The sequence below is a fragment of the Citrobacter sp. RHBSTW-00599 genome (assembly GCF_013784065.1).
Classification (GTDB): domain Bacteria; phylum Pseudomonadota; class Gammaproteobacteria; order Enterobacterales; family Enterobacteriaceae; genus Citrobacter; species Citrobacter braakii.
In genome coordinates, this window is the sequence record NZ_CP056717.1 from 1,430,750 (window position 1) to 1,455,922 (window position 25,173).

Annotated in this window: 22 protein-coding genes; 14 read left to right on the forward strand and 8 right to left on the reverse strand. The window is 54.0% G+C overall.

Annotated features, from left to right (window positions below; all coding sequences use genetic code 11):
- Window positions 1-219 precede the first annotated feature (219 nt).
- The 4 genes from HV243_RS06715 (at window position 220) to iadA (ending at window position 3,748) form a co-directional block, all read left to right on the forward strand.
- Window positions 220-1,284: an AI-2E family transporter gene (locus HV243_RS06715; RefSeq protein WP_016153975.1), complete on the forward strand. Its 1,065-nt coding sequence runs from the start codon at window positions 220-222 to the stop codon at window positions 1,282-1,284.
- A gap of 166 nt (window positions 1,285-1,450) precedes the next feature.
- A complete protein-coding gene (locus HV243_RS06720; RefSeq protein WP_016153974.1) occupies window positions 1,451-2,110 on the forward strand; it encodes a nucleoside recognition domain-containing protein in 660 nt (219 codons plus the stop codon).
- Between the two features lies 1 nt (window position 2,111).
- Window positions 2,112-2,573 (forward strand): YjiG family protein, encoded by a 462-nt coding sequence (locus HV243_RS06725; protein WP_003037948.1) that lies wholly within the window; start codon window positions 2,112-2,114, stop codon window positions 2,571-2,573.
- 11 nt (window positions 2,574-2,584) lie between these two features.
- Window positions 2,585-3,748, forward strand: a complete 1,164-nt coding sequence (gene iadA / locus HV243_RS06730) for a beta-aspartyl-peptidase (protein WP_053388624.1) — start codon at window positions 2,585-2,587, stop codon at window positions 3,746-3,748.
- Between the two features lie 115 nt (window positions 3,749-3,863).
- Here iadA and bcp read toward each other — a convergent pair whose 3' ends face one another.
- Window positions 3,864-4,334, reverse strand: coding sequence for a thioredoxin-dependent thiol peroxidase (gene bcp, locus HV243_RS06735; protein ID WP_003835095.1), 471 nt, complete (start codon window positions 4,332-4,334; stop codon window positions 3,864-3,866).
- Window positions 4,334-4,906: a glycine cleavage system transcriptional repressor gene (locus HV243_RS06740; RefSeq protein WP_019077363.1), complete on the reverse strand. Its 573-nt coding sequence runs from the start codon at window positions 4,904-4,906 to the stop codon at window positions 4,334-4,336. The genes bcp and HV243_RS06740 overlap by 1 nt, the downstream gene beginning before the upstream one ends.
- A gap of 145 nt (window positions 4,907-5,051) precedes the next feature.
- On the opposite strand from HV243_RS06740, the gene dapA reads away from it, so the two are divergent.
- From dapA to ypfH, 6 genes are all read left to right on the forward strand, one after another.
- Window positions 5,052-5,930 carry a 4-hydroxy-tetrahydrodipicolinate synthase gene (dapA, locus tag HV243_RS06745; RefSeq protein WP_016153972.1) on the forward strand — a complete coding sequence of 293 codons (879 nt, stop codon included), beginning with the start codon at window positions 5,052-5,054 and terminating at the stop codon, window positions 5,928-5,930.
- 16 nt (window positions 5,931-5,946) lie between these two features.
- Window positions 5,947-6,981: an outer membrane protein assembly factor BamC gene (bamC, locus tag HV243_RS06750; protein ID WP_016153971.1), complete on the forward strand. Its 1,035-nt coding sequence runs from the start codon at window positions 5,947-5,949 to the stop codon at window positions 6,979-6,981.
- A 111-nt stretch (window positions 6,982-7,092) separates the two neighbouring features.
- Entirely contained in the window at window positions 7,093-7,806 is a 714-nt protein-coding gene (purC, locus tag HV243_RS06755) for a phosphoribosylaminoimidazolesuccinocarboxamide synthase (RefSeq protein WP_003835086.1), read from the forward strand.
- Window positions 7,807-7,934: 128 nt separating this feature from the next.
- A complete protein-coding gene (locus HV243_RS06760; RefSeq protein ID WP_016153970.1) occupies window positions 7,935-8,801 on the forward strand; it encodes a neutral zinc metallopeptidase in 867 nt (288 codons plus the stop codon).
- A gap of 15 nt (window positions 8,802-8,816) precedes the next feature.
- Window positions 8,817-10,832: a GNAT family N-acetyltransferase gene (locus HV243_RS06765; RefSeq protein WP_053388623.1), complete on the forward strand. Its 2,016-nt coding sequence runs from the start codon at window positions 8,817-8,819 to the stop codon at window positions 10,830-10,832.
- A gap of 73 nt (window positions 10,833-10,905) precedes the next feature.
- Complete coding sequence (ypfH, locus tag HV243_RS06770; protein WP_016153968.1) at window positions 10,906-11,604, forward strand: esterase; 699 nt, start codon at window positions 10,906-10,908, stop codon at window positions 11,602-11,604.
- Between the two features lie 48 nt (window positions 11,605-11,652).
- Here the strand turns inward: ypfH and HV243_RS06775 are convergent, their stop codons facing one another.
- From HV243_RS06775 to HV243_RS06785, 3 genes are read right to left on the reverse strand one after another with little or no spacing between them, the layout of a single operon-like run.
- A complete protein-coding gene (locus HV243_RS06775) occupies window positions 11,653-11,853 on the reverse strand; it encodes a YpfN family protein (RefSeq protein WP_003835080.1) in 201 nt (66 codons plus the stop codon).
- A 27-nt stretch (window positions 11,854-11,880) separates the two neighbouring features.
- Window positions 11,881-13,008, reverse strand: coding sequence for a succinyl-diaminopimelate desuccinylase (gene dapE / locus HV243_RS06780; protein WP_016153967.1), 1,128 nt, complete (start codon window positions 13,006-13,008; stop codon window positions 11,881-11,883).
- 3 nt (window positions 13,009-13,011) lie between these two features.
- The gene (locus HV243_RS06785) at window positions 13,012-13,368 is read right to left on the reverse strand and encodes an ArsC family reductase (RefSeq protein WP_016153966.1); all 357 of its coding nucleotides are present in this window, start codon (window positions 13,366-13,368) and stop codon (window positions 13,012-13,014) included.
- 389 nt (window positions 13,369-13,757) lie between these two features.
- On the opposite strand from HV243_RS06785, the gene ypfM reads away from it, so the two are divergent.
- The gene (gene ypfM, locus HV243_RS06790) at window positions 13,758-13,817 is read left to right on the forward strand and encodes a protein YpfM (protein WP_001386977.1); all 60 of its coding nucleotides are present in this window, start codon (window positions 13,758-13,760) and stop codon (window positions 13,815-13,817) included.
- A gap of 75 nt (window positions 13,818-13,892) precedes the next feature.
- On the opposite strand, the gene acrD is transcribed toward ypfM, so the two are convergent.
- Together acrD and narQ are read right to left on the reverse strand one after the other, a co-directional pair.
- Window positions 13,893-17,006 carry a multidrug efflux RND transporter permease AcrD gene (gene acrD / locus HV243_RS06795; RefSeq protein WP_016153965.1) on the reverse strand — a complete coding sequence of 1,038 codons (3,114 nt, stop codon included), beginning with the start codon at window positions 17,004-17,006 and terminating at the stop codon, window positions 13,893-13,895.
- Between the two features lie 184 nt (window positions 17,007-17,190).
- Window positions 17,191-18,888 (reverse strand): nitrate/nitrite two-component system sensor histidine kinase NarQ, encoded by a 1,698-nt coding sequence (gene narQ, locus HV243_RS06800; RefSeq protein WP_016157109.1) that lies wholly within the window; start codon window positions 18,886-18,888, stop codon window positions 17,191-17,193.
- A gap of 263 nt (window positions 18,889-19,151) precedes the next feature.
- On the opposite strand from narQ, the gene aegA reads away from it, so the two are divergent.
- From aegA to HV243_RS06815, 3 genes are all read left to right on the forward strand, one after another.
- Window positions 19,152-21,131 carry a formate-dependent uric acid utilization protein AegA gene (aegA, locus tag HV243_RS06805; protein ID WP_053388622.1) on the forward strand — a complete coding sequence of 660 codons (1,980 nt, stop codon included), beginning with the start codon at window positions 19,152-19,154 and terminating at the stop codon, window positions 21,129-21,131.
- 157 nt (window positions 21,132-21,288) lie between these two features.
- Entirely contained in the window at window positions 21,289-21,864 is a 576-nt protein-coding gene (nudK, locus tag HV243_RS06810) for a GDP-mannose pyrophosphatase NudK (protein WP_016157107.1), read from the forward strand.
- A 123-nt stretch (window positions 21,865-21,987) separates the two neighbouring features.
- Complete coding sequence (locus HV243_RS06815; RefSeq protein ID WP_016153961.1) at window positions 21,988-23,031, forward strand: DUF1176 domain-containing protein; 1,044 nt, start codon at window positions 21,988-21,990, stop codon at window positions 23,029-23,031.
- Here the strand turns inward: HV243_RS06815 and tkt are convergent.
- Window positions 23,021-25,015 (reverse strand): transketolase, encoded by a 1,995-nt coding sequence (gene tkt / locus HV243_RS06820; RefSeq protein ID WP_016157105.1) that lies wholly within the window; start codon window positions 25,013-25,015, stop codon window positions 23,021-23,023. The two genes, HV243_RS06815 and tkt, sit on opposite strands and share 11 nt — an antisense overlap.
- Window positions 25,016-25,173 lie beyond the last annotated feature (158 nt).

The following is a 25,173-nucleotide window of genomic DNA, read 5'->3' on the forward strand; positions in this document are numbered from 1 at the left end:
GTCCTGTATTCTTTTTTGAGATAGCCATTTGACCAATGCCGTGAAGTATCGTTCACACTCCGCAAGCTTAGGGAGTGTAACTGCGAAACCTGACGATGAACACCCAGGAAAAATGTCTTTTCACTTTGCGTAATCCGCTATAAAAAGCGAAGTCTTTTTTGTGACATTTCGATACAATTCGGGATCGCAATCCCGCTATTGGATTCATGGAAGGGTTTTATGCTCGAAATGTTGATGCAATGGTATCGCCGCCGCTTTAGCGACCCCGAAGCCATCGCCTTGCTGATTATTCTGGTTGCCGGTTTTGGCATCCTGTTCTTTTTTAGCGGTCTTCTGGCGCCGCTGCTGGTCGCCATTGTGCTGGCGTACCTGCTCGAATGGCCGACAGTACGGCTGGAACATATTGGTTGTTCACGGCGTTGGGCGACATCGATTGTGTTGGTGGTGTTTGTCGGTATTTTGCTGCTGATGGCGTTTGTGGTAATGCCCGTTGCATGGCAACAGGGGATCTACCTGATCCGCGATATGCCCGGCATGCTCAATAAATTGTCTGATTTTGCCGCCACCTTACCGCGGCGTTATCCGGCGCTGATGGATGCGGGCATTATTGATGCGATGGCGGAGAATATGCGCTCGCGAATGCTCACCATGGGCGATTCGGTGGTGAAATATTCGCTGGCTTCACTGGTCGGATTGCTGACGCTGGCGGTGTATCTGATTCTCGTCCCGTTGATGGTGTTCTTCCTGATCAAAGATAAAGGACAAATGCTGAACGCAGTGCGTCGGGTGCTGCCGCGTAATCGCGGACTGGCGGGGCAGGTGTGGAAAGAGATGAACCAGCAAATCACCAACTATATCCGCGGCAAGGTGCTGGAAATGGTGGTGGTTGGCGTGGCGACCTGGCTCGGCTTCCTGCTGTTTGGCCTCAACTATTCGCTGCTGCTGGCGGTGCTGGTAGGCTTCTCCGTGCTGATCCCGTATATCGGCGCTTTCGTGGTCACTATTCCGGTGGTCGGTGTGGCATTGTTCCAGTTCGGGCTTGGCACCGAGTTCTGGAGCTGTTTTGCCGTATACCTGATAATCCAGGCGCTGGACGGTAATTTGCTGGTGCCGGTGCTGTTCTCCGAGGCGGTAAATCTGCATCCGCTGGTGATTATTCTCTCAGTGGTGATATTCGGCGGCCTGTGGGGATTCTGGGGCGTATTCTTTGCGATTCCTCTGGCGACGTTAATCAAAGCGGTAATGCATGCCTGGCCGGATGGTCAGGTCGTTGATGAACCCTAATCTGTTTGCTCCGGCGATGCAATGTCGCCGGAGCCGAACTTGTCTGACCTCTATCCACACATTCTGAATAATCTCTTCTGGTGTCGTTTTTCTCTGCGTTTGTCTTTAACTTGACCCGCGTGATGTCTTTAAGTCACGCAAGGAATAAGGCCAACAGGAGAACAAAATGGGTCACAACACACACACGCAGCAGAAGGTGGGATGGGGCGGTTATCTCGCTTTTTTTATTACGATTATTCTTTTTTCCGGCATGTTTGCGAAAAGTACCGAATGGTGGCGAGTCTTTGATTTCACCGTTCTCAACGGTGCGTTTGGGCAGATTAATGCGGCGGGGGACACGGCGGTCTCTTTTCGCGGCACGGGCGGTATGGGCGCAAAAGACGGCTTCTTATTCGCGCTTGAGCTGGCGCCTTCCGTCATTCTTTCACTCGGGATAATTTCCGTCACCGAAGGGCTGGGAGGGTTGCGTGCGGCACAGCAACTGATGACGCCAGTCCTGCGCCCGTTACTCGGTATTCCGGGTATTTGCTCGCTGGCGCTGATTGCGAATTTGCAAAATACCGATGCTGCGGCAGGGATGACTAAAGAAATGGCGGAAGAGGGCATTATCACTGAACAGGAACGTGCCATTTTTGCCTGCTGGCAAACCAGCGGCAGTGCGTGTATTACCAACTATTTTTCCTCGGGTGCCGCGTTGTTTACGATGGTTACCGTTCCGGTGATTACGCCGCTGGCGGTGATCCTTGTCTTCAAATTTGTGGGTGCGAACCTGCTGCGTTTGTGGATTGCGCAGCTGGAAAATCGCCGTACGCAGCAGGAGGCGTGAGATGACAACGCAAGTACGTAAAAACGTCATGGATATGTTTATCGATGGCGCACGGCGCGGATTCACTATTGCAACAACCAGCCTGTTGCCTAACGTGGTAATGGCGTTTGTGATTATTCAGGCGCTGAAGGTGACGGGACTGCTCGAGATTGTCGGGCGGGTATGTGAGCCGGTAATGGCTCTGTGGGGACTGCCGGGGGAATCTGCTACCGTACTGCTGGCGGCGGTGATGAGTATGGGAGGCGGCGTCGGTGTTTGCGCCAGCCTGGTTGTCGCCGGTACGCTTTCGGGACATGATGCTACGGTGCTGTTACCGGCTATCTACCTGATGGGCAATCCGGTGCAAAATGTGGGACGCTGTCTGGGTACCGCGGGGGTCCATCCCCGTTATTACCCGCTTATTATTGCGGTATGCGTAATTAATGCGCTGCTCTCTATTTGGGTTATGCAGGTTATTGCCTGACAAGGAAGGTTATGAACTGTTCCATTCTTAATTTGACGTTGTTCCAGCAGGGACACGTGTACGCGCCGGAAGACTTAGGACGCCAGGATATACTGGTGTCTGACAGCAAAATTGTTGCCATCGCGCCGTCGATTTCCCCTGACGATTTTCCTGGCTGCGAGTGTATCAATCTTGACGGTGCGATTGTGTGCCCAGGATTTATCGATCAACACGTCCATCTGATTGGCGGCGGCGGAGAAGCGGGGCCGCACACCCGCACGCCGGAAGTGCGCTTGTCGCGGCTGGTTGAAGCTGGCGTCACCTCGGTGGTGGGATTGCTGGGGACAGATGGTATTACCCGTCACCCTGAATCGCTGCTGGCGAAAACCCGCGCGCTGGAATTTGAAGGCATCAGCGCATGGATGCTGACCGGGGCGTATTCTCTGCCTTCCCCGACCATCACCGGCAGTATCGATCGCGATGTGGCGCTGATCGATAAAATCATTGGCGTGAAATGTGCTGTTTCGGACCATCGTTCTTCAGCCCCGGACACCTCGGCGCTGGCAAACATGGCGGCGCAGTCGCGCGTTGGCGGATTGTTAGGGCGCAAGCCGGGGATTAGCGTCTTCCATATGGGCGACAGCCCGCGCATGCTGGAGCCGTTGTACCAGATCCTCGACAGCTGCGATGTACCGATTACCAAGCTGCTGCCCACACACGTCAATCGTGCGGAACCGTTGTTTCAGTCGGCGCTGGAGTATGCCCGCAAAGGCGGTTATATCGACATTACCAGCAGCATTGATGAACCCGTCGACCCGGCCACGGCTATCGCCACGGCGCTACGCCAGAACGTGCCGCTGTCGCGTATTACCTTGAGTTCAGATGGCAACGGTAGTCAGCCGGAATTTGATGACTACGGTAATCTTACCGGCATCGGTGTCGCAGGGTTTGAATCACTGGCTGAAACAGTGCGCCAGTTGGTGAAGGTTCATGCCATACCGCTGGAACTGGCGCTGTGTCCGCTGACGCGAACGGTCGCAGAATTTTTGGGACTGGAACATAAAGGGCGTCTGGCGGTGGGATGCGATGCCGACATTCTGGTGCTCAATGATGCGCTTGAAGTTCATCACCTGTGGGCGAAGGGCAAAGCTGTCGTCAGAGAGAAAAAAGCCTGTATAAAAGGGACATTTGAATAAACGACGTTGATGCCGGATGGCGGCGTAAACGCCTTATCCGGCTACGGAATTATGCGGATGGTGGCCTGATAAGACGCGTGGCGTCACCATCAGGCGCTATCCGGCAAAATGTAAATCAGGCGTTCTCTTTCAGCCAGTTCATTACCACGTCGTGGTGGTTGCTGGTTTTGAAGTCATCAAACACATGCTCAATTTTCCCTTCAGCATCAATCAGGAAGCTGATGCGGTGGATGCCATCATAGGTTTTGCCCATAAATGACTTCTCACCCCAGACGCCGAACTGCTCGCAAACCTGGTGATCTTCGTCGGACAGGAGCGTGAAGTTAAGGACTTCTTTCTCCGCGAATCGGGAAAGCTTCTCTGGTTTATCGGTGCTGATTCCCAGCACTTCAACACCTGCTTTTTTTAACTCATCCATGTTATCGCGCAGGCCGCAGGCCTGTACGGTACAGCCGGGTGTCATGGCTTTCGGGTAAAAATAAACCAGAACACGCTGTCCCTGGAAGTCGGTTAAATTTACTTGTTCTCCGTCTTGATCCGGCAAGCTAAATTTCGGTGCGATATCACCGGCTTTCAGTGGGTTCATTACTTAACTCCATCCTGTTCATCATGCTGTGAGTAATTGACGACGTTAATACTGCCTTGCGCATTGAGTTCTGTACAGAGTGCTTTAAACGCATCTTCAATATTTGCCGAATCATGTGACGCAGGACTATGTGCGGTAATTTGAATAAACAGCTGTGCCGCCTTTTCGTTCTCAGCCGGTTGCGTGCGTGAAACCAGTTCCGCAATATTCATTTGGTGGCTGTCAAACAGGGCGGTAAAGCGTTCAATCAAATGCGGAGAATCAGGAACATCGACCTGCACCCATACCGTAGCGGGCATCGCCGGACGGGGGCGTGCGGTCGTGCGCTTCATCACAATCAGTAAATCCAGCTCTGCACCTTTCAACGGCAAGGTTGATTCAATTAGGGTTATGGCATTCCAGGTGCCCGACAGCAACATGATAAACGTGAACTCGTCACCCAGCATGGCCAGTCGGCTGTCTTCGATATTACAGCCGCAACTGCTGACATGACGTGTGATGGTGTTCACAATTCCCGGGCGGTCAGCACCCAGCGCAGTAATGACCAGATAGTGTTGCGATGACGATGTCAAACCTGTTCTTCCTTTGAGCGGTGAGGTAATCATAAGGAAAGCATAAAAAAAACATGCATACAACAATCAGAACGGCTCTGGTCGCTTGCTTTTATTGTCGTACCAAACGTACCATTGAGACACTTGTTTGCACAGAGGATGGCCCATGTTCACGGGAAGTATTGTCGCGCTTGTTACGCCGATGGATGAGAAAGGTAAAGTCTGCCGGTCGAGCCTGAAAAAACTGATTGATTATCATGTCGCCAGCGGCACCTCGGCGATCGTTTCGGTTGGCACCACCGGTGAGTCTGCCACCCTGAGTCATGATGAGCATGGCGATGTGGTGATGATGACCCTGGAGCTGGCCGACGGGCGTATTCCGGTGATTGCCGGAACCGGCGCTAATGCGACCGCGGAAGCCATTAGTCTGACGCAGCGTTTCAACGACAGTGGTGTTGTCGGCTGCCTGACGGTGACGCCTTACTACAACCGCCCAACCCAGGAAGGTTTGTTCCAGCATTTCAAAGCCATCGCTGAACATACTGACCTGCCGCAAATTCTGTATAATGTACCGTCCCGTACCGGCTGCGATATGTTGCCGGAAACCGTTGGTCGCCTGGCGAAAGTAAAAAATATTATCGCTATTAAAGAGGCCACGGGGAACTTAAGTCGCGTTCACCAGATCAAAGAGCTGGTTTCAGACGACTTTATTCTGCTCAGCGGTGATGACGCGACCGGACTGGATTTTATGCAGCTCGGTGGTCATGGCGTGATTTCCGTGACGTCTAACGTTGCGGCACGCGATATGGCCGAAATGTGCAAACTGGCGGCAGCCGGGAACTTTGCCGAGGCGCGGGTGATTAACCAGCGTCTGATGCCGTTACACAACAAACTATTTGTCGAACCCAATCCTATCCCAGTGAAATGGGCGTGTAAGGAGTTGGGACTTGTGGCGACCGATACGCTACGTCTGCCGATGACGCCAATCACGGATAATGCTCGTGAAATCGTCAAAGCGGCGCTTAAGCATGCCGGTTTGCTGTAAAGTTTAGGGAGATTTGATGGCTTACTCAGTACAAAAGTCGCGCCTGGCCAAGGTTGCGGGTGTTTCGCTTGTTATGTTGCTCGCGGCCTGTAGTTCTGACTCGCGTTATAAGCGCCAGGTGAGCGGTGATGAATCCTATCTGGAGGCCGCACCGCTTGCTGAGCTTCACGCTCCAGCTGGGATGATTCTGCCGGTTATGTCGGGTGACTATAATATCCCGGTCACCAACGGCAGCGGTGCCGTTGGTAAAGCGCTGGACATTCGCCCGCCGGCTCAGCCGTTAGCATTAGTCACCGGCGCTCGCACTCAGATCGCGGGTGATACGTCGACATTGCTGGTGGAAAATGGTCGTGGCAACACGCTGTGGCCACAGGTCGTTAGCGTCATTCAGTCTAAAAACTACACGATCACCAAACGTGATGATGCCAGCCAGACGTTGACCACCGACTGGGTTAACTGGAACCGTCTGGATGAAGACGAGCAGTACCGTGGACGTTATCAAATCTCGGTTAAACCGCAGGGTTATCAGCAAGCGGTAACGGTGAAACTGATTAACCTCGAGCAGGCGGGTAAACCCGTAGCTGATCCAGCATCAATGCAGCGTTACAGCGCTGAGATGATGAACGTTATCTCCGCAGGTCTGGATAAGAACGCCACTGATGCCGCGAATGCCGCGCAGAACCGCTCTGCCGCCACCATGGATGTTCAGAGTGCTGCCGATGACACCGGTTTACCGATGCTGGTGGTACGTGGACCGTTCAACGTGGTATGGCAGCGTCTGCCGGCAGCGCTTGAGAAAGTGGGGATGAAAGTGACCGACAGCACCCGTTCTCAGGGCAGCATCGCCGTGACCTACAAACCACTGTCTGATAGCAACTGGCAGGAGCTGGGCGCAAGCGATCCGGGTCTGGTATCCGGCGACTATAAACTGCAGGTCGGTGATTTAGACAACCGCAGTAGCTTGCAGTTTATCGATCCGAAGGGGCATACCCTGACGCAAAGCCAGAACGACGCGCTGGTCGCCGTCTTCCAGGCAGCGTTCAGTAAGTAAAAATAAAGGGCTGGATAACTCCAGCCCTTTTTTTCTGATATGATACGCAAACGTGTGCGTCGGCAGAAAAACGCAATATTTATCGTTAATTCACACCCAGGAGTAATAAAGATGCAAAAGCAAGCTGAGTTGTATCGTGGTAAAGCGAAGACCGTATACAGCACGGAAAACCCGGACCTGTTGGTGCTCGAATTCCGCAATGATACGTCAGCAGGGGATGGCGCGCGCATTGAACAGTTTGATCGTAAAGGCATGGTGAACAACAAGTTCAACCATTTCATTATGACTAAACTGCAAGAAGCGGGCATTCCTACCCAGATGGAGCGACTGCTTTCCGATACTGAATGTCTGGTGAAAAAACTGGAGATGGTACCGGTTGAATGTGTGGTTCGTAACCGCGCAGCAGGCTCCCTGGTTAAGCGTTTAGGCGTTGAGGAAGGTATTGAACTGAATCCGCCGCTGTTTGATCTGTTCCTGAAAAACGATGCTATGCACGATCCAATGATTAACGATTCCTATTGTGAAACTTTTGGTTGGGTGAGCAAAGAGAATCTGGCGCGTATGAAAGAGCTGACCTACAAAGCCAACGACGTGCTGAAAAAGATGTTTGATGATGCCGGTCTGATTCTGGTCGACTTCAAACTTGAGTTTGGTTTGTATAAAGGTGAAGTGGTCCTGGGCGATGAGTTCTCACCGGACGGTAGCCGTCTGTGGGACAAAGAAACGCTGGATAAAATGGACAAAGATCGCTTCCGCCAGAGCCTGGGTGGCCTGATCGAAGCCTATGAAGCCGTCGCGCATCGTCTGGGTGTGAAGTTAGACTAATCCTCCCCTGAGCCGGCGATCGCTCTCCGGCTCATCAATCCCGCCGATTTTGATTACTGTTTCTTATGGTAATCCTGTTCCGAACCGCCTACGATCATCATCATAATGAATAAAAAGTTGAGGTGATTATGCGCTGGCAAGGGCGTCGTGAAAGTGACAATGTGGAAGACAGACGAAATAGCTCCGGTGGCGGCCCTTCTATAGGCGGCCCTGGTTTTCGTTTGCCCAGTGGTAAAGGCGGCATCATCCTGCTGATTGTGGTGCTGGTGGCGGGATATTATGGCGTGGATCTCACCGGATTAATGACCGGCCAGCCAGTTTCCCAACAGCAATCATCACACTCCATCAGCCCAAATGATGATGAAGCAGCAAAATTTACCTCGGTGATTCTGGCCACCACGGAAGATACCTGGGGGCAGCAGTTTGAAAAAATGGGCCGGACCTACCAACAGCCGAAGCTGGTAATGTATCGCGGAGCGACGCGTACCGGCTGTGGCGCGGGTCAGTCCGTGATGGGGCCGTTTTACTGCCCGGCGGATGGTACGGTGTATATCGACCTCTCATTTTATGATGACATGAAAAACAAGCTGGGCGCCGATGGTGATTTTGCTCAGGGCTATGTTATCGCCCATGAAGTGGGCCACCACGTGCAGAAACTGCTGGGTATTGAACCGAAAGTTCGCCAGATGCAGCAGAATGCCTCACAGGCTGAGGTGAACCGTCTTTCCGTACGTATGGAACTGCAGGCGGACTGCTTTGCCGGCGTCTGGGGCAACAGTATGCAGCAGCAGGGCGTGCTGGAGTCCGGCGACCTGGCTGAAGCGCTGAACGCCGCTCAGGCTATTGGCGACGATCGCCTGCAGCAGCAGGGACAAGGACGCGTTGTGCCGGACAGCTTTACCCACGGCACTTCTGAGCAGCGGCTTAGCTGGTTCAAACGCGGTTTTGACAGCGGCGATCCGGGACAATGTAATACTTTTGGTAAAGGCATTTAAGCTACTGAGGCAGGGATGTCTGATAATACGGCGTTGAGCGCGTTAACCGAACAGATGGCCCGCGAAGGGATCCGTCGTCTGCTGATTATCAGTGGTGAGGGGAACTGGTGTCAGGAGCGGGCTTTAGCGCTACGCGACACGTTACCCGGCGACTGGTTATGGGTGGGCGCACAAGCCCCTGCTGAGCCGAACTGTACGCCACAGGCGCTGCAAACATTATTAGGCCGCGAGTTTCGTCATGCGGTTTTTGACGCCGGGCAGGGATTTGACGCTGCGGCATTTGCCGCCTTAAGCGGAACGCTGATCGCCGGGAGCTGGCTGGTTTTGCTGACTCCCCCCTGGCATACCTGGCACACGCATCCGGACGTGGATTCACTGCGCTGGAGCGACTGTGCTGAACCTATCCCAACGCCGCACTTTGTTGAACATGTCAAACGGGTGATTTCCCGTGACGGACAGGCTCTGCACTGGCAGCAGCATCACGCAGTTTCCAGCCCGCGTTTTCCTGTTCGTGCAGTCTGGCACGCGGCAACCGGTGATCCTCAGCCTGAACAGGCGATGATTTTAACCCAGTTGCTGGATATGCCTCCCGGCGTGGCTGCGGTCACAGCTGCACGTGGCCGGGGTAAATCGGCTCTGGCAGGGCAACTGATAGCACGTATCAACGGGACCGCGATTGTCACCGCGCCTGCTAAAGCGGCAACGGATGTGCTGGCGCAATTTGCCGCAGAGCGATACCGCTTTATGGCCCCGGATGCGCTGTTAAGCAGCTCTGCAACCGCAGACTGGCTGATTGTGGATGAAGCCGCCGCGATCCCCGCGCCGCTGCTACACCAACTGGTTGCGCGTTTCCCTCGTACGCTGTTAACCACCACCGTACAGGGCTACGAGGGAACCGGCAGAGGCTTTTTGCTGAAATTCTGCGCCCGCTTTCCCCATCTTCGACGCTATGAGTTGCAACAACCCGTACGCTGGGCGCAGGGATGTCCGCTGGAGAAAATCGTCAGCGATGCGCTGGTGTTTGACGACGAAACCTTTGCGCATGCCCCCTTGGGGGAGCTTAGCTTCTCGGCATTTGAGCAACTCTCATGGCAGACAAACCCGGCGCTGCCGTTAGCGGTATATCAGCTGCTTTCCGGCGCGCATTATCGCACCTCGCCACTGGATCTGCGGCGAATGATGGACGCGCCGGGTCAGCATTTTCTTCAGGCTTCGGCTGCTGACTCGGTGGCGGGCGCCGTCTGGCTGGTCGACGAGGGGGGATTATCCGCAGAATTAAGCCAGGCCGTCTGGGCCGGATATCGCCGACCAAGAGGAAATTTGGTTGCGCAGTCACTGGCGGCGCACGGCGGAGACCCATTGGCAGCGACGCTCGTCGGGCGGCGGGTCAGTCGAATTGCGGTTCATCCCGCGCGTCAAAGGGAAGGTATTGGGCAACAGCTGATTCTGCAGGCCCGGCACTATTGCACACAGTGCGACTATCTGTCCGTCAGCTTTGGTTATACGGCTGAATTATGGCGTTTCTGGCAGCGTTGCGGTTTTGTCCTGGTACGAATGGGCAATCATCGGGAAGCCAGCAGCGGCTGTTATACCGCTATGGCGGTGCTGCCCATCAGCGAAGCAGGAAAACGCCTTGCCTGGCGGGCGCACCAGCGCCTGCGACGGGATGCGGAGATTCTTGCTCAGTGGAACGCAGAGCGCATTCCGCTGGTACCACTGAAAGAGACTACGCTTAATGAGGATGACTGGGGTGAGCTGGCTGGGTTTGCCTTCGCGCATCGACCATTACTGACATCATTAGGCTGTCTGAGTCGTTTGCTTGAGCACAGCGAGTTGCCTCTTCCGGCATTACGCGGGCGTATACAGGCTCAACGCAGCGATGCTGAATTGTGCCAACAGCTGAAAATATCGGGTCGCAAAGCGCTGTTGGCAGTTCAGCGCGCCGAGGCGGCGCAGGCCTTAAAACAGCTGGATGCTGAACGTGAACAACGGCTACATAATCGCATTATGCAATGGCAATTTTTTCACTAACTTCTTCAATTTCCTGGCATGGTCATTGCGGTTAAGCGGCGTAGAATGATTCTCATCAGTTAAGGAGATCGCCATGAAACATGACCATTTTGTTGTTCAAAGTCCCGATAAACCCGCTCAACAGCTCTTGTTGCTGTTTCATGGCGTCGGCGATAACCCGGTTGCCATGGGCGAAATTGGCTCCTGGTTTGCGCCGCTGTTTCCGGATGCGCTAATCGTCAGCATTGGCGGGGCAGAGCCTTATGGTACGACTTCCGGGCGTCAGTGGTTTTCGGTACAGGGGGTAACGGAAGAGAACCGCCAGGCGCGTATTGACGCGATTATGCCGGTCTTTATCGAAACCGTTCGCTACTGGCAGAAGCAAAGCGGCGTTTCGCCTCAGGCGACCGCGCTGATTGGTTTTTCTCAGGGCTCGATTATGTCGCTTGAGAGTATTAAAGCCGAGCCAGGGCTGGCGTCGCGGGTCATCGCCTTTAATGGTCGTTATGCCACGTTGCCGGAGGTTGCAACTACCGCGACGACGGTGCATTTGATTCACGGCGGTGAAGACCGGGTGATTGAGTTATCTCATGCCGTTGCCGCGCAGGAGGCGTTAATTCGCGCCGGTGGGGATGTGACGCTGGATATCGTCGAAAATCTGGGGCACGCTATTGATGAACGCAGTATGCAGTTTGCGCTCGACCACTTGCGTTTTACCGTACCGAAGCACTACTTTGATGAAGCGCTGAGCGGTGGTAAGCCTCACGATGATGATGTGATTGAGATGATTTAACCCGCAGGCCGGATGGCGATGTGTAACCGCCATTCGGCCTACGTTGGCTTATTTCTTCGGTTGATCCTTGTTTGGCCAATCGTCGTCGTCATCCCATTTATCGTTAAAATCACGATGCGGGGGAAGCTCCGGCTTATTGGCAAGAAATTTCTTGTGGTCGACGCGCTTGAGATCTTTAATCACGTTCAGCAATACGCCTACCAGAAACACCAACACCAGAATCCACCAGTATTTTGCCAGCCAGTCCATGCTCATTTCCTCTTACAGGAACACTCATCAGGCGACGAGTTGCTCCATGATACGTTGATACATACGGGCAAGCAGTTGCAGGTCGGCGGCATTAACACATTCATTAATTTTATGAATGGTGGCGTTGACCGGCCCAAGTTCTACTACCTGTGCCCCCATGCGGGCAATAAAACGCCCGTCGGACGTCCCGCCTGTAGTCAGTAACTGCGGTTTAATCTCATTATAGTGCTCAATGGCGTTCACCACCGCATCCACCAGTTTACCGCGTGCGGTCAGGAACGGCTGACCGGAAAGCCACCAGTCGACGGTATAACGCAGCTGATGTTTCTCCAGCAGCTCCAGCACCCGGGACTTAATCATTTCATCGTTTAATTCGGTGCTGAAACGGAAGTTGAACTGGATAAACAGTTCGCCGGGAATAACATTGTTGCTGCCGGTTCCTGCCTGAATATTGGCAATCTGCATGCTGGTCGCCGGGAAGAATTCGTTGCCCTGATCCCACTCAATCGCCACCAGTTCATTGAGCATTGGCGCTGCGCGGTGTACCGGGTTATCGGCCAGATGCGGGTAGGCTACGTGGCCCTGCACGCCGTGAATGGTCAGATTGCAGGTCAGTGAACCACGACGCCCATTTTTCACCACGTCGCCAACGATTTCCGTGCTGGACGGCTCGCCAACCAGACAATAATCCAGTCGTTCATTGCGCGCCATAAGTGCTTCAACCACTTTTACGGTGCCGTTTTGGGCGCTGGCCTCTTCGTCAGAGGTTATCAAAAACGCCAGACGACCCTGATGGTTCGGATGCTGGGCGACAAAACGTTCTGCGGCCACGACCATTGCCGCCAGTGAGCCTTTCATATCGGCTGCGCCACGCCCGAACAACATGCCATCGCGAATGGTCGGTTCGAACGGTGGATTAATCCAACGATCGACATCGCCGACAGGCACTACGTCAGTGTGACCGGCAAATGCCAGAGTCTCACCTTTGCCGCGCCATGCCCAAAAATTCTGTGTGTCACCAAAATCCATACGCTCAACGGTAAAACCTACCGCGCGCAGGCGTTCAATCATTAACGCCTGGCACCCGGCATCATCCGGGCTCAGGGAAGGACGGCGAATAAGCTGCTGTGTCAGCTCAATAACCGGGCACGACATAGACTATACCTCATTAAAAAACTGCGTATAACTGGATTCACTAAAGCCAAGCAGCATAGGCTTACCCGGCGCGCAGAGCAATGGGCGTTTGATAATTGCAGGCATTTCAATCATCAATGCAGCAGCAGAGGACGCATCGGTGATTTGGTTACGTGTGGCTTCATCCAGTTTGCGCCAGGTGGTTCCACGTGTATTGAGCAGCGCCTCCCAACCTAATTCGCTGATAAAGGCGTGTAATAACGCGTTGTCCAGGCCGTCGACGCGATAATCATGGAAGCGGTAGTCGACCCCATTGTCTTCCAGCCAGCGTCTGGCTTTTTTAATCGTATCGCAATTCTTAATGCCGTAGAGGGTGATCATTTGAATCCTTATTGACGTAATTTGAATATTTATTCTCGTGTTCTATAAACATGAATAATACATATTGTCATCGAACCGTTATAGAAAAATATAACATTGTTGTTGAATGGTGAATAATGATTCCTGAAAGTTCCAAAATTCACGGGGAACTGAAAATCAGATTTTGCCTGTTTGCATCAGCCTGTTTTTCCATCAGAATTGCCAAAGTCGTAGATGATGTATGAATATTTCAAAATATTGCAGTAAGTCACATAAAATTTATGGGGTTAGCGCATAGTGATTACATATACCCCCGAACACTGGAGGATGTAATCGCAACCATTGGTTAAATGATCTTCTTTTTATGATGATGATTTCGTAGAATGCCCATAATAATAAGAGAGGTTGTTATGATTGAACGTGAACTGGGGAACTGGAAAGACTTTATCGAAGTGATGCTTCGTAAATAATTTTCTGGAAGAAATTCATATCCTGCAAAGGATAATAAAAGGCGACTCAACGTAAGTCGCCTTTTTTGTGTCCGATTATTCTGGGCGTGGCTTCAACGGGAAACGTCTGCGTACCAGCACAAAGAACAGAGGAACGAAGTAAATCGCCAGGACAGTGGCTGAAATCATCCCGCCCATTACACCAGTCCCCACCGCATGCTGACCGCCGGAACCTGCGCCACTGCTGATGGTCATCGGCAACACCCCAAAGATAAACGCCAGTGACGTCATCAGAATTGGGCGTAAGCGTTGGCGACAGGCATGCAGCGTGGCGTCGAGCAAGTCGTGACCTTTCTCGTTCATCTCATTGGCGAATTCAACAATCAATATTGCGTTCTTCGCCGAAAGCCCGATAACGGTGAGTAACCCGACCTGAAAGTACACGTCGTTTTCCAGGCCGCGCATCCAGGTAGCGAGCAGCGCGCCAATGACCCCCAGCGGTACAACCAGCATGACGGAGAAGGGAACCGACCAGCTTTCGTACAGAGCCGCCAGACACAGGAACACCACCAGCAAAGAAATGGCGTACAGGGCTGGCGCCTGAGAGCCCGACAGCCGTTCCTGGTAAGACATTGCGGTCCATTCGAGGCCGAATCCGGTCGGCAACTGGTGGACCAGCGATTCCATAATGTCCATCGCCGTACCGGTACTGACGCCTGGGGCGGCTTCGCCAACAATCTCGACGGCGGAGTAGCCGTTATAGCGTTCCAGACGCGGTGAACCCGTTTCCCAGCGCGACGTGGCAAAGGCCGAGAAAGGCACCATGCCGCCGCTATTATTGCGGACGTACCACAGATTGATGTCGTCCGGGAGCATGCGATATTTTGCCGCCGCCTGCACGTAAACCTTCTTCACGCGACCCCGGTCCATAAAGTCATTGACGTAGCTGGAGCCCCAGGCCGTTTGCAAGGTGTCGTTGATGTCATCAATGGAAACGCCCAGTGCCTGGGCTTTGCGCTGATCGATATCAATTTGCAACTGCGGGCTGTCGTCCAGACCATTATGACGAACACGTGTCAGAGACGCGTCTTTCCCGGCCAGCTCAATCAGCTTGTCGCGCGCGGCCATTAACGCATCATGGCCCGCACCGGCGTGATCTTGCAGCTCCATATCGAAACCGGCAGAGCTCCCGAGACCGCTAATCGCCGGAGGGCTGCTGGCGAAGACGCGGGCTTCCTTAATCTTATTAAAGGCTTTGGTCGCGCGTTCGATGATGGCGAAAGAGGTTCCGGTGGTGGTGTCGCGATCATCCCAGTCTTTTAAGCGGACAAACATCCGCGCCACGTTTTGACCGTTCCCGCCAGGGCCGGAACCGACCGTGGAAAAGACCGACGTAATGTTGTCTTTCTCATGAGTGAAGTAATACTTCTCCACTTCCTCAACTACTTTCAATGTTTGCTGCTGGGTCGAGCCGCTGGGCAACTGTATCGAGGTGGTAAACATGCCGCGGTCTTCGAGCGGCAGGAAGGAGGTTGGCAGGCGCAGGAACAGGAAAACCATACCACCGAGCAGCAGGCCGTAAATCAGTATCCAGCGCAGGCTGCGGTGCAGGATCCTGGCGACGCCTTTTTCATAGCGTTCGGCGTTGCGGTTAAACATCCGGTTAAACCAGCCAAAGAAACCGGTTTGCCCGTGATGCTCGCCTTTATGTAGCGGTTTGAGCAGAGTGGCGCACAGGGCAGGGGTGAGGATCATCGCCACCAGAACTGAAAGAACCATTGCGGAGACGATGGTAATCGAGAACTGGCGGTAGATAGCCCCGGTAGTGCCGCCGAAGAAGGCCATCGGGATAAACACCGCCGACAGCACCATGGCGATACCGACCAGCGCGCCCTGGATTTGCCCCATCGATTTCCGCGTCGCTTCCCGCGGCGAGAGGCCTTCCTCACTCATAATTCGCTCGACGTTTTCCACCACCACAATAGCATCATCGACCAGCAGGCCGATCGCCAGCACCATCGCAAACATCGTCAGGGTGTTAACGCTGTAGCCAAAGGCGTAGAGCACGGAAAAAGTACCCATCAGGACGACGGGAACGGCGATTGTAGGGATCAGCGTGGCGCGGAAGTTTTGCAGGAACAGGTACATCACAAGAAATACCAGCGCGATCGCTTCCAGCAGCGTTTTCACCACGTCGATAATTGAGGCTTTGACAAAGGAGGTAGTTTCATACGCCACCTTGTATTCCAGCCCATGCGGAAAATACTGTGAGAGCTCATTCAGACGGTCGATAACCAGCTCCGCAGTTGCCATTTCATTAGCACCGGAGGCCAGTTTTACCCCCAGACCGGAAGCCGGGTGGCCGTTGAAGCGGCTGAGATAGTCGTACTTTTCCGCACCCATTTCGACCGTCGCCACATCACCCAGTTTAACTTCTGAGCCGTCCTGGTTGACGCGTAGCGTAATCGCGCGGAATTCATCCGGAGTCTGCAGCAGCGACTGGGCGTTGATTGTCGCATTCAGCGCTTGTTTGTCTACCGAAGGCGTGCCGCCAAGTTGCCCGACGGCAATCTGCGCATTCTGTGATTCGATAGCATCGGTCACATCTTTGGCAGTCATCTGGAAGCTGTTAAGTTTGACCGGGTCGAGCCAGATACGCATGGAATATTGTGAACCGTAGGCGTCAATATCGCCCACGCCGTTTATACGACTGAGCGGATCCTGGATATTACTGGCGACGTAGTCGGCGATGTCCTGCTTATCCATTGAGCCATCGGTGGAGACGAAGGCGATGGTCAGAATATTGGTGTCCCCGGTCTTTCGCACCGTGACCCCTTGATTCTGTACCGCCTGCGGCAGCTTACGCATTGCCGATTGCAGCTGGTTTTGCACCTGCTGGACGGCCTCATCAGGATCGGTTCCCGCGAGGAAGCTCAGCGTAACCGACGCCTGGCCTGTCCCGCTGCTCTGCGACGACATGTACATCAGATTATCGAGACCGGTCATGTTCTGCTCGATAACCTGGGTGACGGTATTTTCCAGGGTTTGTGCGGACGCGCCAGGGTAGTTCGCGGTTACCCGCACGTTTGGCGGTGCCAGATCGGGATATTGCTCAACGGGCAGCGAAAAAATAGCCAGGGCTCCTGTCAGGCACAACAGGATTGCTAACACCCAGGCAAAAATGGGGCGATCGATGAAAAAATTCGCCATTAAAAGGGGACCTCGTGTTTCTGCGTATCGTTATGGGTGTGAATTGCTTCACTTTAGCGGCAAGGTACGGGGCAAACGTGGAGAAAAAAAGAAGATAATGTAAATTATCATGCCCGTTTACAGCATACCTTTCGTGCCAACGCCGTCAGGCCTGGATCGAGAACCGACGGCGCTTTGCGGTTCTTTACGTTAGCTCTCCGTCGGATTCTGCCGAACGAAAACTGATACTCACCAGCGTTCCCCCTCCGGAGGGTTGAGAGAAAGTCAGCGTGCCGCTCAGCCTTTCCGCCCGCTCGCGCATAATATTTAACCCATAGTGCCCCGAAGGCTCATGCGGCTCGCCAATGCCGATGCCGTTATCGCGAATATAAACCGTGTGATTACCATCCGGCGCGGTCACGCAACTGACGGCAATTTCGGTTGCGCTGGCATGTTTAATCGCGTTCAGCACTGCTTCACGGACGATCTGCAGCAGATGCACCTGCATTTGCGCGTCCAGCGCCAGCGTCGGTAACCGGCAATCAAGCGTCAGTTTAGCCGATGTCTGATTTTGCAGCGTTTCCAGCATTTCATGCAGGGCGGAGGGGAGATCGGCCTGCTGTAAAGTCAGGCGGAAGGTGGTGAGCAGTTCGCGTAGCTGGCGGTAGGCATCGTTCAGCGCCTGAGAGAAATCCGCCATAATGCTTTGCGCTGGGGCGTTATCTTCGGGAATCGAACGCTTCAGCAGCGTGAGCTGAATGCGTAAATAAGAGAGCACTTGCGCCAGCGAGTCGTGCAGCTCGCGCGCAATCGTCGCCCGTTCCTCCATTAACAACAGCTGCTGAAAATGTTTTTGCGCCTGGTTGAAGTACAACCCGCGACCCAGCATCGAGGAGACGCTGTTAAGCAGCGGGGTAGAAGCATTGACGTTCGGGCTTTGCCAGTGCAGTTCACCGTAGACGGTTTCCTGCATGGTGACCGGCAGGATCTGCATCGGCAGCTCGGGGCTTTTTGCGCCTTCGCTAATTCGCCAGTTATCTCCGACGGTGAGTTCCAGGAAATAGGCGGCGTCATGCTCGCGGACGATCTGTAAAATATGGCGGAAGCAGTACACATCAATCTGACTGGTATTTAACGCCTGAGAGCACTGATACAACACTTCCAGACGACGATTAGCTTCGTGGAGATCGTGGGTCTTCTCAGCGACAGACGCTTCCAGCGAGCGGTACAGCTTGTGTAATTCACTCGACATCTGGCTGAAGGTCTTGCCCAACAACCCGAGTTCGTTGGGCAAATCAGTATCCAGCGACGGGATATCAAACTGACCGTGTTCAATGTGCTGGCTGGCCACCACCAGCTTATTCAGCGGACGCACCACCTGCTGGCGAATACGCCGCAAGGTAAAGAAAACGAGGGTGAATATGCCGATCCCGCCCGCCAGTGAAATACCAAAAACCAGCATCACTTTGCGTTCGGCATAATGTTGCAGCGCCAGCACGAAGAGATCGATTTGATCGACATAGTTATTGATATTGCTCTGGTACCAATTTAAATCGCCATCGATCAGACGGGCGTTCATTTCCAGCCAGTTTGCATGTAGACGTCCATAGCGACTTTTTACCGCTTGAGGCACATACCACGCGTTCAGGTTCTGTAGTGCTGGCGAGTTTAGCGCCTGCTGGAAAAGCTGGCGGTGAGCGTTAAGCTGCGGACTTTGGCTTTGCAGATCGTAACCCAGACGGTAACTTTGCATGCGCAATGAGCCAGCCACGTTGATGGCTTCGGCATCTCGTAAGCTGCTGGTCAGCGTGAGCAGAGCAATACCCGTTGAGAGAATCGACAACAGCACTATGTAGAAAAAAGCTTTAGCCAGACTGGCCGAGACCGGACGCTTTACCGTCACTTGTGCATCCTCACACAATACACGTCGCGCCTTAAAACAGCCCGAACGATGCGGTGTATTTGATAAATGTTAATAAAACGCCATGAAACTGGATGGTAACTGAAACGCAATTTCATATGCGATGAAATAAATTGATCTGCCACAGGTTCTGGATAAATAGTTGTGCTTCCTGGGCAAATGAACATTGCCGCTTCCTTCCGTGTCGGTTAATAACAACACTCATATAAAGAATAAGGTTTTTGCAACCAAAAAAGAAGGAAGCCATGAATCGTTTTATTATGGTTAATAGCCAGCAGTGCCTGGGATGCCATGCCTGTGAGGTCGCCTGCGTCATGGCTCACAATGGCGAGCAGCATGTCCTGAGTCAACGGCATTTCCAGCCCCGAATTACCGTCATCAAGCATCAGCAGCAGCGCAGTGCGGTAACCTGCCATCACTGTGAAGATGCGCCCTGCGCCAGAAGTTGCCCGAACGGGGCAATCAGCCATGATAACGACAGCGTTCAGGTGAACCCGAAAAAGTGTATTGGCTGTAAATCGTGCGTCGTTGCTTGTCCTTTCGGCACGATGCAGATCGTACTCACTCCAGTCGCTAAAGGGAAGGTGAAAGCCACTGCGCACAAATGCGATTTGTGTCAGGGACGCGAACAGGGACCTGCCTGCGTAGAGAACTGTCCGGCGCAAGCGTTACAACTGGTGACGGAAAATTCGCTTACTGGTCTGTCAAAAGCGCGCAGGCTACGCACCGCCAGTCTGGAAAGCCAGCCCTGGCACGCCAACGCCACCGATTTCGTTTCGCATGCAATTACCAAACGTGAGCAAATGCAGGCGACGCCTGCGCGTGGTGAGCCGGATAAGCTGGCAATTGAGGCCCGTAAAACCAGCTTTGAGGAGATCTATCTGCCGTTTCGTACGGCGCAAGCGGAACGGGAAGCGTCCCGCTGCCTGAAATGCGGCGACCACAGTATTTGCGAATGGACCTGCCCATTGCATAACCATATTCCGCAGTGGATTGAACTGGTCAAAGCCGGGAATATCGACGCGGCGGTTGAGCTTTCTCACCAGACCAACTGCCTGCCGGAAGTGACCGGGCGCGTATGTCCGCAGGACCGACTTTGCGAAGGGGCATGTACGGTGCGTAGCGAGCATGGGGCGGTCACTATCGGAAATATTGAGCGTTACATCTCTGATCGGGCCCTGAGCAAAGGATGGCGACCGGACTTAAGCCACGTGCAGAAAGTGGATAAGCGCGTTGCTATCATCGGCGCGGGTCCGGCGGGTCTGGCCTGCGCGGATGTGCTGGCGCGCAGCGGAGTCAGCACCACCGTATACGATCGCCACCCTGAAATCGGCGGTTTGCTGACGTTCGGCATTCCGGCCTTCAAGCTGGACAAATCGCTGCTGGCCCGCCGCCGTGAAATCTTCAGCGCCATGGGTATTCATTTCGAACTTAACTGTGAAGTGGGTAAGGATGTGGCGCTGTCGGCGCTGCTGGAGGATTACGATGCCGTGTTCGTGGGCGTAGGAACCTATCGTTCCATGAAGGCGGATCTGCCGAATGAAGACGCGCCTGGCGTTTATGACGCGTTACCGTTCCTGATTGCCAACACCAAGCAGGTGATGGGGCTGGATGAACTGCCTGAAGAGTCGTTCATCGATACCGCCGGACTGAACGTGGTTGTACTGGGCGGAGGCGATACGGCAATGGACTGCGTGCGTACCGCGCTGCGTCATGGCGCACGCCAGGTGACCTGCGCTTATCGTCGTGATGAAGCCAACATGCCCGGTTCGAAAAAAGAGGTGAAGAACGCCCGGGAAGAGGGGGCGAACTTCGAGTTTAACGTCCAGCCGGTTGAGCTGGTGTTACATGATGATGGGCGAGTCAGCGGCGTGCGTTTTTTACGTACCCAGCTTGGCGAGCCGGACGCGCAGGGGCGTCGTCGCCCGGTTCCCCTCGCCGGGAGTGAGTTTGTCATGCCCGCAGATGCGGTGATCATGGCGTTTGGTTTTCACCCACATGGCATGCCGTGGCTGGAGACGCATGGGGTTAAGGTCGATAACTGGGGGCGCATAGCCGCCAATGTTGAAAGCGCATACCGTTATCAAACCAGTAACCCGAAAATCTTCGCCGGTGGTGATGCGGTACGCGGTGCGGATCTGGTGGTTACGGCCATGGCGGAAGGACGGCATGCCGCCCAGGGGATCGTCGACTGGCTGGGCGTAAAATCAGTCAAATCTCACTAAGTCGCTAAGAAGGCCGGATAAGGCGCGTTAGCGTTGCTATCCGGCTCTGTGCCGCATAATTGCCTGATGGTGCTTCGCTTATCAGGCAGACATTGCACCAAGACAAACCCGGTTTCACGGCGTAGTATTATTTCTCACTTCTTGCTGTGGAGCCGGTATGTCGCAAAAAATTACCCTCATCAAAGATAAAGTCCTTTCCGATAACTACTTCATCCTGCGCAATATTACCTATGACCTGACCCGTAGCAATGGTGAGGTGATTCGCCACAAACGCGAGGTTTACGATCGCGGCAACGGCGCCACTATCCTGCTGTATAACCCGGAGAAGAAAACGGTGGTGCTCATCCGCCAGTTTCGCGTCGCCACCTGGGTCAATGGTAATGAAAGCGGTCAACTGATTGAAACCTGCGCCGGGCTGCTGGATAACGACGAACCGGAAGCGTGCATTCGGAAAGAGGCCATTGAAGAGACCGGCTTTGAAGTGGGTGAAGTGCGTAAGCTGTTTGAACTCTATATGTCGCCGGGCGGCGTGACGGAGATAATTCATTTCTTTATTGCGCAATACAGCGACAGCCAGCGGGCAAATGCCGGCGGAGGGGTGGAAGATGAAGATATTGAGGTTCTGGAGCTGCCGTTCACCCAGGCGCTGGAAATGATTAAAACAGGTGAAATCCGTGACGGTAAGACGGTGCTATTGCTGAACTATTTGCAGTCGTCGCATCTCATGGACTAATGCGCGGGATTTATATTTCTTTACAAATTTTCGGCCAATCCGACGATTCTTATTGAGCCACATCAGTCGCGCAAGGAAGATACCGCTTAGGCTGTGTGTTTTGACTTCGGGGTTGTACCGTCCATGCGCTATCGCGTTATTTTACTTTTCCTGCTCGGGTTGTTACCCGTCCGTTTGCTGTGGGCCGCGCCCGCGCAACAGACGTTTTCTGACTGGCAGGTGACGTGCAATAACCAAAACTTTTGCGTGGCGCGCAATACCGGAGAACATCACGGCCTGGTCATGACCTTGAGCCGCAGTGCCGGGGCACATACCGACGCCGTGTTGCGTATTGAACTGGGTGGGCTGGAATCGCCCACAGCCAAAGAGAGCGATATTGCGCCACGTCTGCTACTGGATGGCGCGCCGCTCCCGCTTCGCGGTGAACACTGGCGTATTACCCCCTGGCAACTGATGACCGATGATCCGGCCACCATCAGCGCATTTTTAACAACCGTACAGGACGCGAAGGCGATAACCCTGCAAAAAGGGGCGCAAAACCTGTCCCTGGTCGGGCTAAAAGCCGCGCTGCTTTTTATCGACGCCCAGCAAAAACGGGTCGGCAGCGAAACCGCATGGATCGAAAAAGGCGACGAGCCTCCGCTCAGCGTGCCTCCCGCTCCCGCTTTAAAAGGCGTGGCTGTGATTAACCCAACGCCAACGCCTCTCACGCAACAAGAGCGCAGTGAATTGCTGGATTACGGTAACTGGCGGATCAACGGTATTCGCTGTTCGATCGATCCGCTGCGTCGCGAGATGCGCGTCACGGCCTTAACGGATGATAAAGCGCTGCTGATGATCGGCTGTGAAGCCGGGGCATATAACACCATCGATCTGGCGTGGGTGGTTTCACGTACTACCCCGTTGACGTCACGGGCGGTACGGCTAAGCCTGCCTTTTAAAACGGATGCGGAAAGTCGCGATATGGAGCTGACCAACGCCACGTTTGATGAGAAGTCGCGCGAGCTGGTAACCCTCGCTAAAGGACGAGGGTTGGCAGATTGCGGTATCCAGACCCGCTGGCGCTACGACGGCCAGCGTTTTCGTCTGGTGCGCTATGCCCAAGAGCCAAGCTGCGATAACTGGCATGGGCCAGATGCCTGGCCCACGCTGTGGATCACACGTTAAGCACCTTATGCGCTTTGTCGACAATGTTATCCACCGTAAAGCCGAAGAACGGGAACAGCTTGTCTGCCGGAGCCGACTCCCCATAACCCGTCATACCGACAATCGCCCCTTTCAGCCCAACATATTTGTACCAGTAGTCGGCAATTCCTGCTTCTACCGCCACGCGCGCGCTGACGTTTGAGGGGAGGACCGATTCCCTATACGCCTCATCCTGGGCGTCGAAAATATCGGTTGAGGGCAGAGAAACCACTCGCACGTTACGACCTTCACCGGTCAGTTTTTCCGCCGCCAGCAGCGTGATTTCCATTTCTGAACCGGTAGCAATCAGGATAACATCCGGCTTACCGCCGCCATCCTTCAGCACATAGCCGCCGCGGGCAATCTGCTGCACTTGCTCAGGCGTCCGCTCAACCTGCGCCAGATTTTGCCGCGAGAGGATCAGCGCCGTTGGCCCGTCATGGCGTTCGACCGCCAGCTTCCAGCCTACCGCCGCTTCAACCTGATCGCAGGGTCGCCAGGTGCTGAAATTAGGCGTCAGACGCAGGCTGGCGAGCTGTTCGACGGCCTGGTGCGTGGGACCATCTTCCCCAAGGCCAATCGAGTCGTGGGTATAAACCATGATTTGTCGGGCTTTCATCAGCGCCGCCATGCGTGCGGCATTACGGGCATATTCGACAAACATCAGGAACGTTGCGGTGTACGGTACGAAGCCCCCGTGGTGAGCGATACCGTTGGCAATCGCGGTCATGCCAAATTCCCGCACGCCGTAGTGGATGTAGTTTCCTGCATGATCCTCTTTAAGAGAAGTGGAGCCTTTCCAGATGGTCAGGTTGCTGGGCGCCAGATCCGCCGAACCGCCAAGCAGCTCAGGCAGTATCGGCCCGTAGGCGTTCAGGGTATTTTGCGAGGCCTTACGGGTGGCGATTTTGGCCGGATTGGCCTGCAGCTCGGTGATATATTTCTGGGTCGTTTCTTCCCACTCTTCCGGCAGTCCACCGCTCATCCTGCGGGTAAACTCTGCCGCCAGGTCCGGATGCGCATGTCGATAAGCGGCAAATTTCTCATTCCAGCTCTGTTGGGCTTTCTCGCCTTTTTCACGAGCGTCCCACGCCCGGTAAATCTCTTTGGGGATTTCAAAGGCAGGATGATGCCACCCCAACTTCTGCCGGGTCAGCGCCACTTCTTCTTCACCCAGCGCAGCGCCGTGCGCTTCCTCTTTCCCGGCTTTATTCGGTGAACCAAAACCAATCACCGTGCGGCAGATAATCAGCGACGGTTTATCGGTAACGGCCTGTGCTTCCTGAATCGCTTTTTTCACCGCCTCAGGGTCATGACCGTCAATCTCGTGCACTACATGCCAGTGATAGGCCTCAAAGCGTTTCGCGGTATCGTCGGTAAACCAGCCGTCGGTTTCGCCATCAATTGAGATGCCGTTGTGATCGTAAAAGCCGATGAGTTTGCCAAGTCCCAGGGTGCCCGCCAGCGAGCACACTTCGTGAGAAATGCCCTCCATCAGACAGCCGTCGCCCATAAAGACCCAGGTATAGTGATTAACAATCTCGTGGTCTGGCTGGTTAAACTGCGCGGCCAGCGTGCGTTCTGCAATCGCCATTCCGACAGCGTTGGCTAAACCCTGACCCAACGGTCCGGTGGTGGTTTCCACGCCCGGCGTATAGCCAATTTCCGGGTGTCCTGGCGTCTTCGAATGGAGCTGGCGGAAGTTCTTTAACTCTTCGAGCGGCAGGTTGTAGCCGGAAAGATGCAGCAGGCTGTAAAGCAGCATTGAGGCGTGGCCATTGGATAAAATAAACCGGTCACGATCGTACCAGGTGGGATCGGACGGGTTATGGCGCAGGAAATCGTTCCACAGTACTTCGGCGATATCGGCCATCCCCATTGGTGCGCCAGGGTGGCCAGAGTTAGCTTTTTGGACGGCATCCATACTTAGCGCACGAATGGCATTGGCAAGCTCTTTACGGGTCATAGGAAATACTCCTTGAAAAGTAAAGTGTTAGATGCGTGTTGTGATTCACACTTTTGAGATAATTGCGGGCGTTGTCAGCAAAAAGCATAGCAGACAAGCATGGTATTGCTGGCTTAAGCAGGTAACATAGATGTTATAAATTGATAACAAATTCTTTC

Excerpts from the sequence above, each read along its gene's own strand:
- HV243_RS06715 (WP_016153975.1), top strand. The coding sequence starts at position 220 with ATGCTCGAAATGTTGATGCAATGGTATCGCCGCCGCTTTAGCGACCCC.
- HV243_RS06720 (WP_016153974.1), top strand. The coding sequence starts at position 1,451 with ATGGGTCACAACACACACACGCAGCAGAAGGTGGGATGGGGCGGTTAT.
- HV243_RS06725 (WP_003037948.1), top strand. The coding sequence starts at position 2,112 with ATGACAACGCAAGTACGTAAAAACGTCATGGATATGTTTATCGATGGC.
- iadA (WP_053388624.1), top strand. The coding sequence starts at position 2,585 with ATGAACTGTTCCATTCTTAATTTGACGTTGTTCCAGCAGGGACACGTG.
- bcp (WP_003835095.1), bottom strand. The coding sequence starts at position 4,334 with ATGAACCCACTGAAAGCCGGTGATATCGCACCGAAATTTAGCTTGCCG.
- dapA (WP_016153972.1), top strand. The coding sequence starts at position 5,052 with ATGTTCACGGGAAGTATTGTCGCGCTTGTTACGCCGATGGATGAGAAA.
- bamC (WP_016153971.1), top strand. The coding sequence starts at position 5,947 with ATGGCTTACTCAGTACAAAAGTCGCGCCTGGCCAAGGTTGCGGGTGTT.
- purC (WP_003835086.1), top strand. The coding sequence starts at position 7,093 with ATGCAAAAGCAAGCTGAGTTGTATCGTGGTAAAGCGAAGACCGTATAC.
- HV243_RS06760 (WP_016153970.1), top strand. The coding sequence starts at position 7,935 with ATGCGCTGGCAAGGGCGTCGTGAAAGTGACAATGTGGAAGACAGACGA.
- HV243_RS06765 (WP_053388623.1), top strand. The coding sequence starts at position 8,817 with ATGTCTGATAATACGGCGTTGAGCGCGTTAACCGAACAGATGGCCCGC.
- ypfH (WP_016153968.1), top strand. The coding sequence starts at position 10,906 with ATGAAACATGACCATTTTGTTGTTCAAAGTCCCGATAAACCCGCTCAA.
- HV243_RS06775 (WP_003835080.1), bottom strand. The coding sequence starts at position 11,853 with ATGGACTGGCTGGCAAAATACTGGTGGATTCTGGTGTTGGTGTTTCTG.
- dapE (WP_016153967.1), bottom strand. The coding sequence starts at position 13,008 with ATGTCGTGCCCGGTTATTGAGCTGACACAGCAGCTTATTCGCCGTCCT.
- HV243_RS06785 (WP_016153966.1), bottom strand. The coding sequence starts at position 13,368 with ATGATCACCCTCTACGGCATTAAGAATTGCGATACGATTAAAAAAGCC.
- acrD (WP_016153965.1), bottom strand. The coding sequence starts at position 17,006 with ATGGCGAATTTTTTCATCGATCGCCCCATTTTTGCCTGGGTGTTAGCA.
- aegA (WP_053388622.1), top strand. The coding sequence starts at position 19,152 with ATGAATCGTTTTATTATGGTTAATAGCCAGCAGTGCCTGGGATGCCAT.
- nudK (WP_016157107.1), top strand. The coding sequence starts at position 21,289 with ATGTCGCAAAAAATTACCCTCATCAAAGATAAAGTCCTTTCCGATAAC.
- HV243_RS06815 (WP_016153961.1), top strand. The coding sequence starts at position 21,988 with ATGCGCTATCGCGTTATTTTACTTTTCCTGCTCGGGTTGTTACCCGTC.
- tkt (WP_016157105.1), bottom strand. The coding sequence starts at position 25,015 with ATGACCCGTAAAGAGCTTGCCAATGCCATTCGTGCGCTAAGTATGGAT.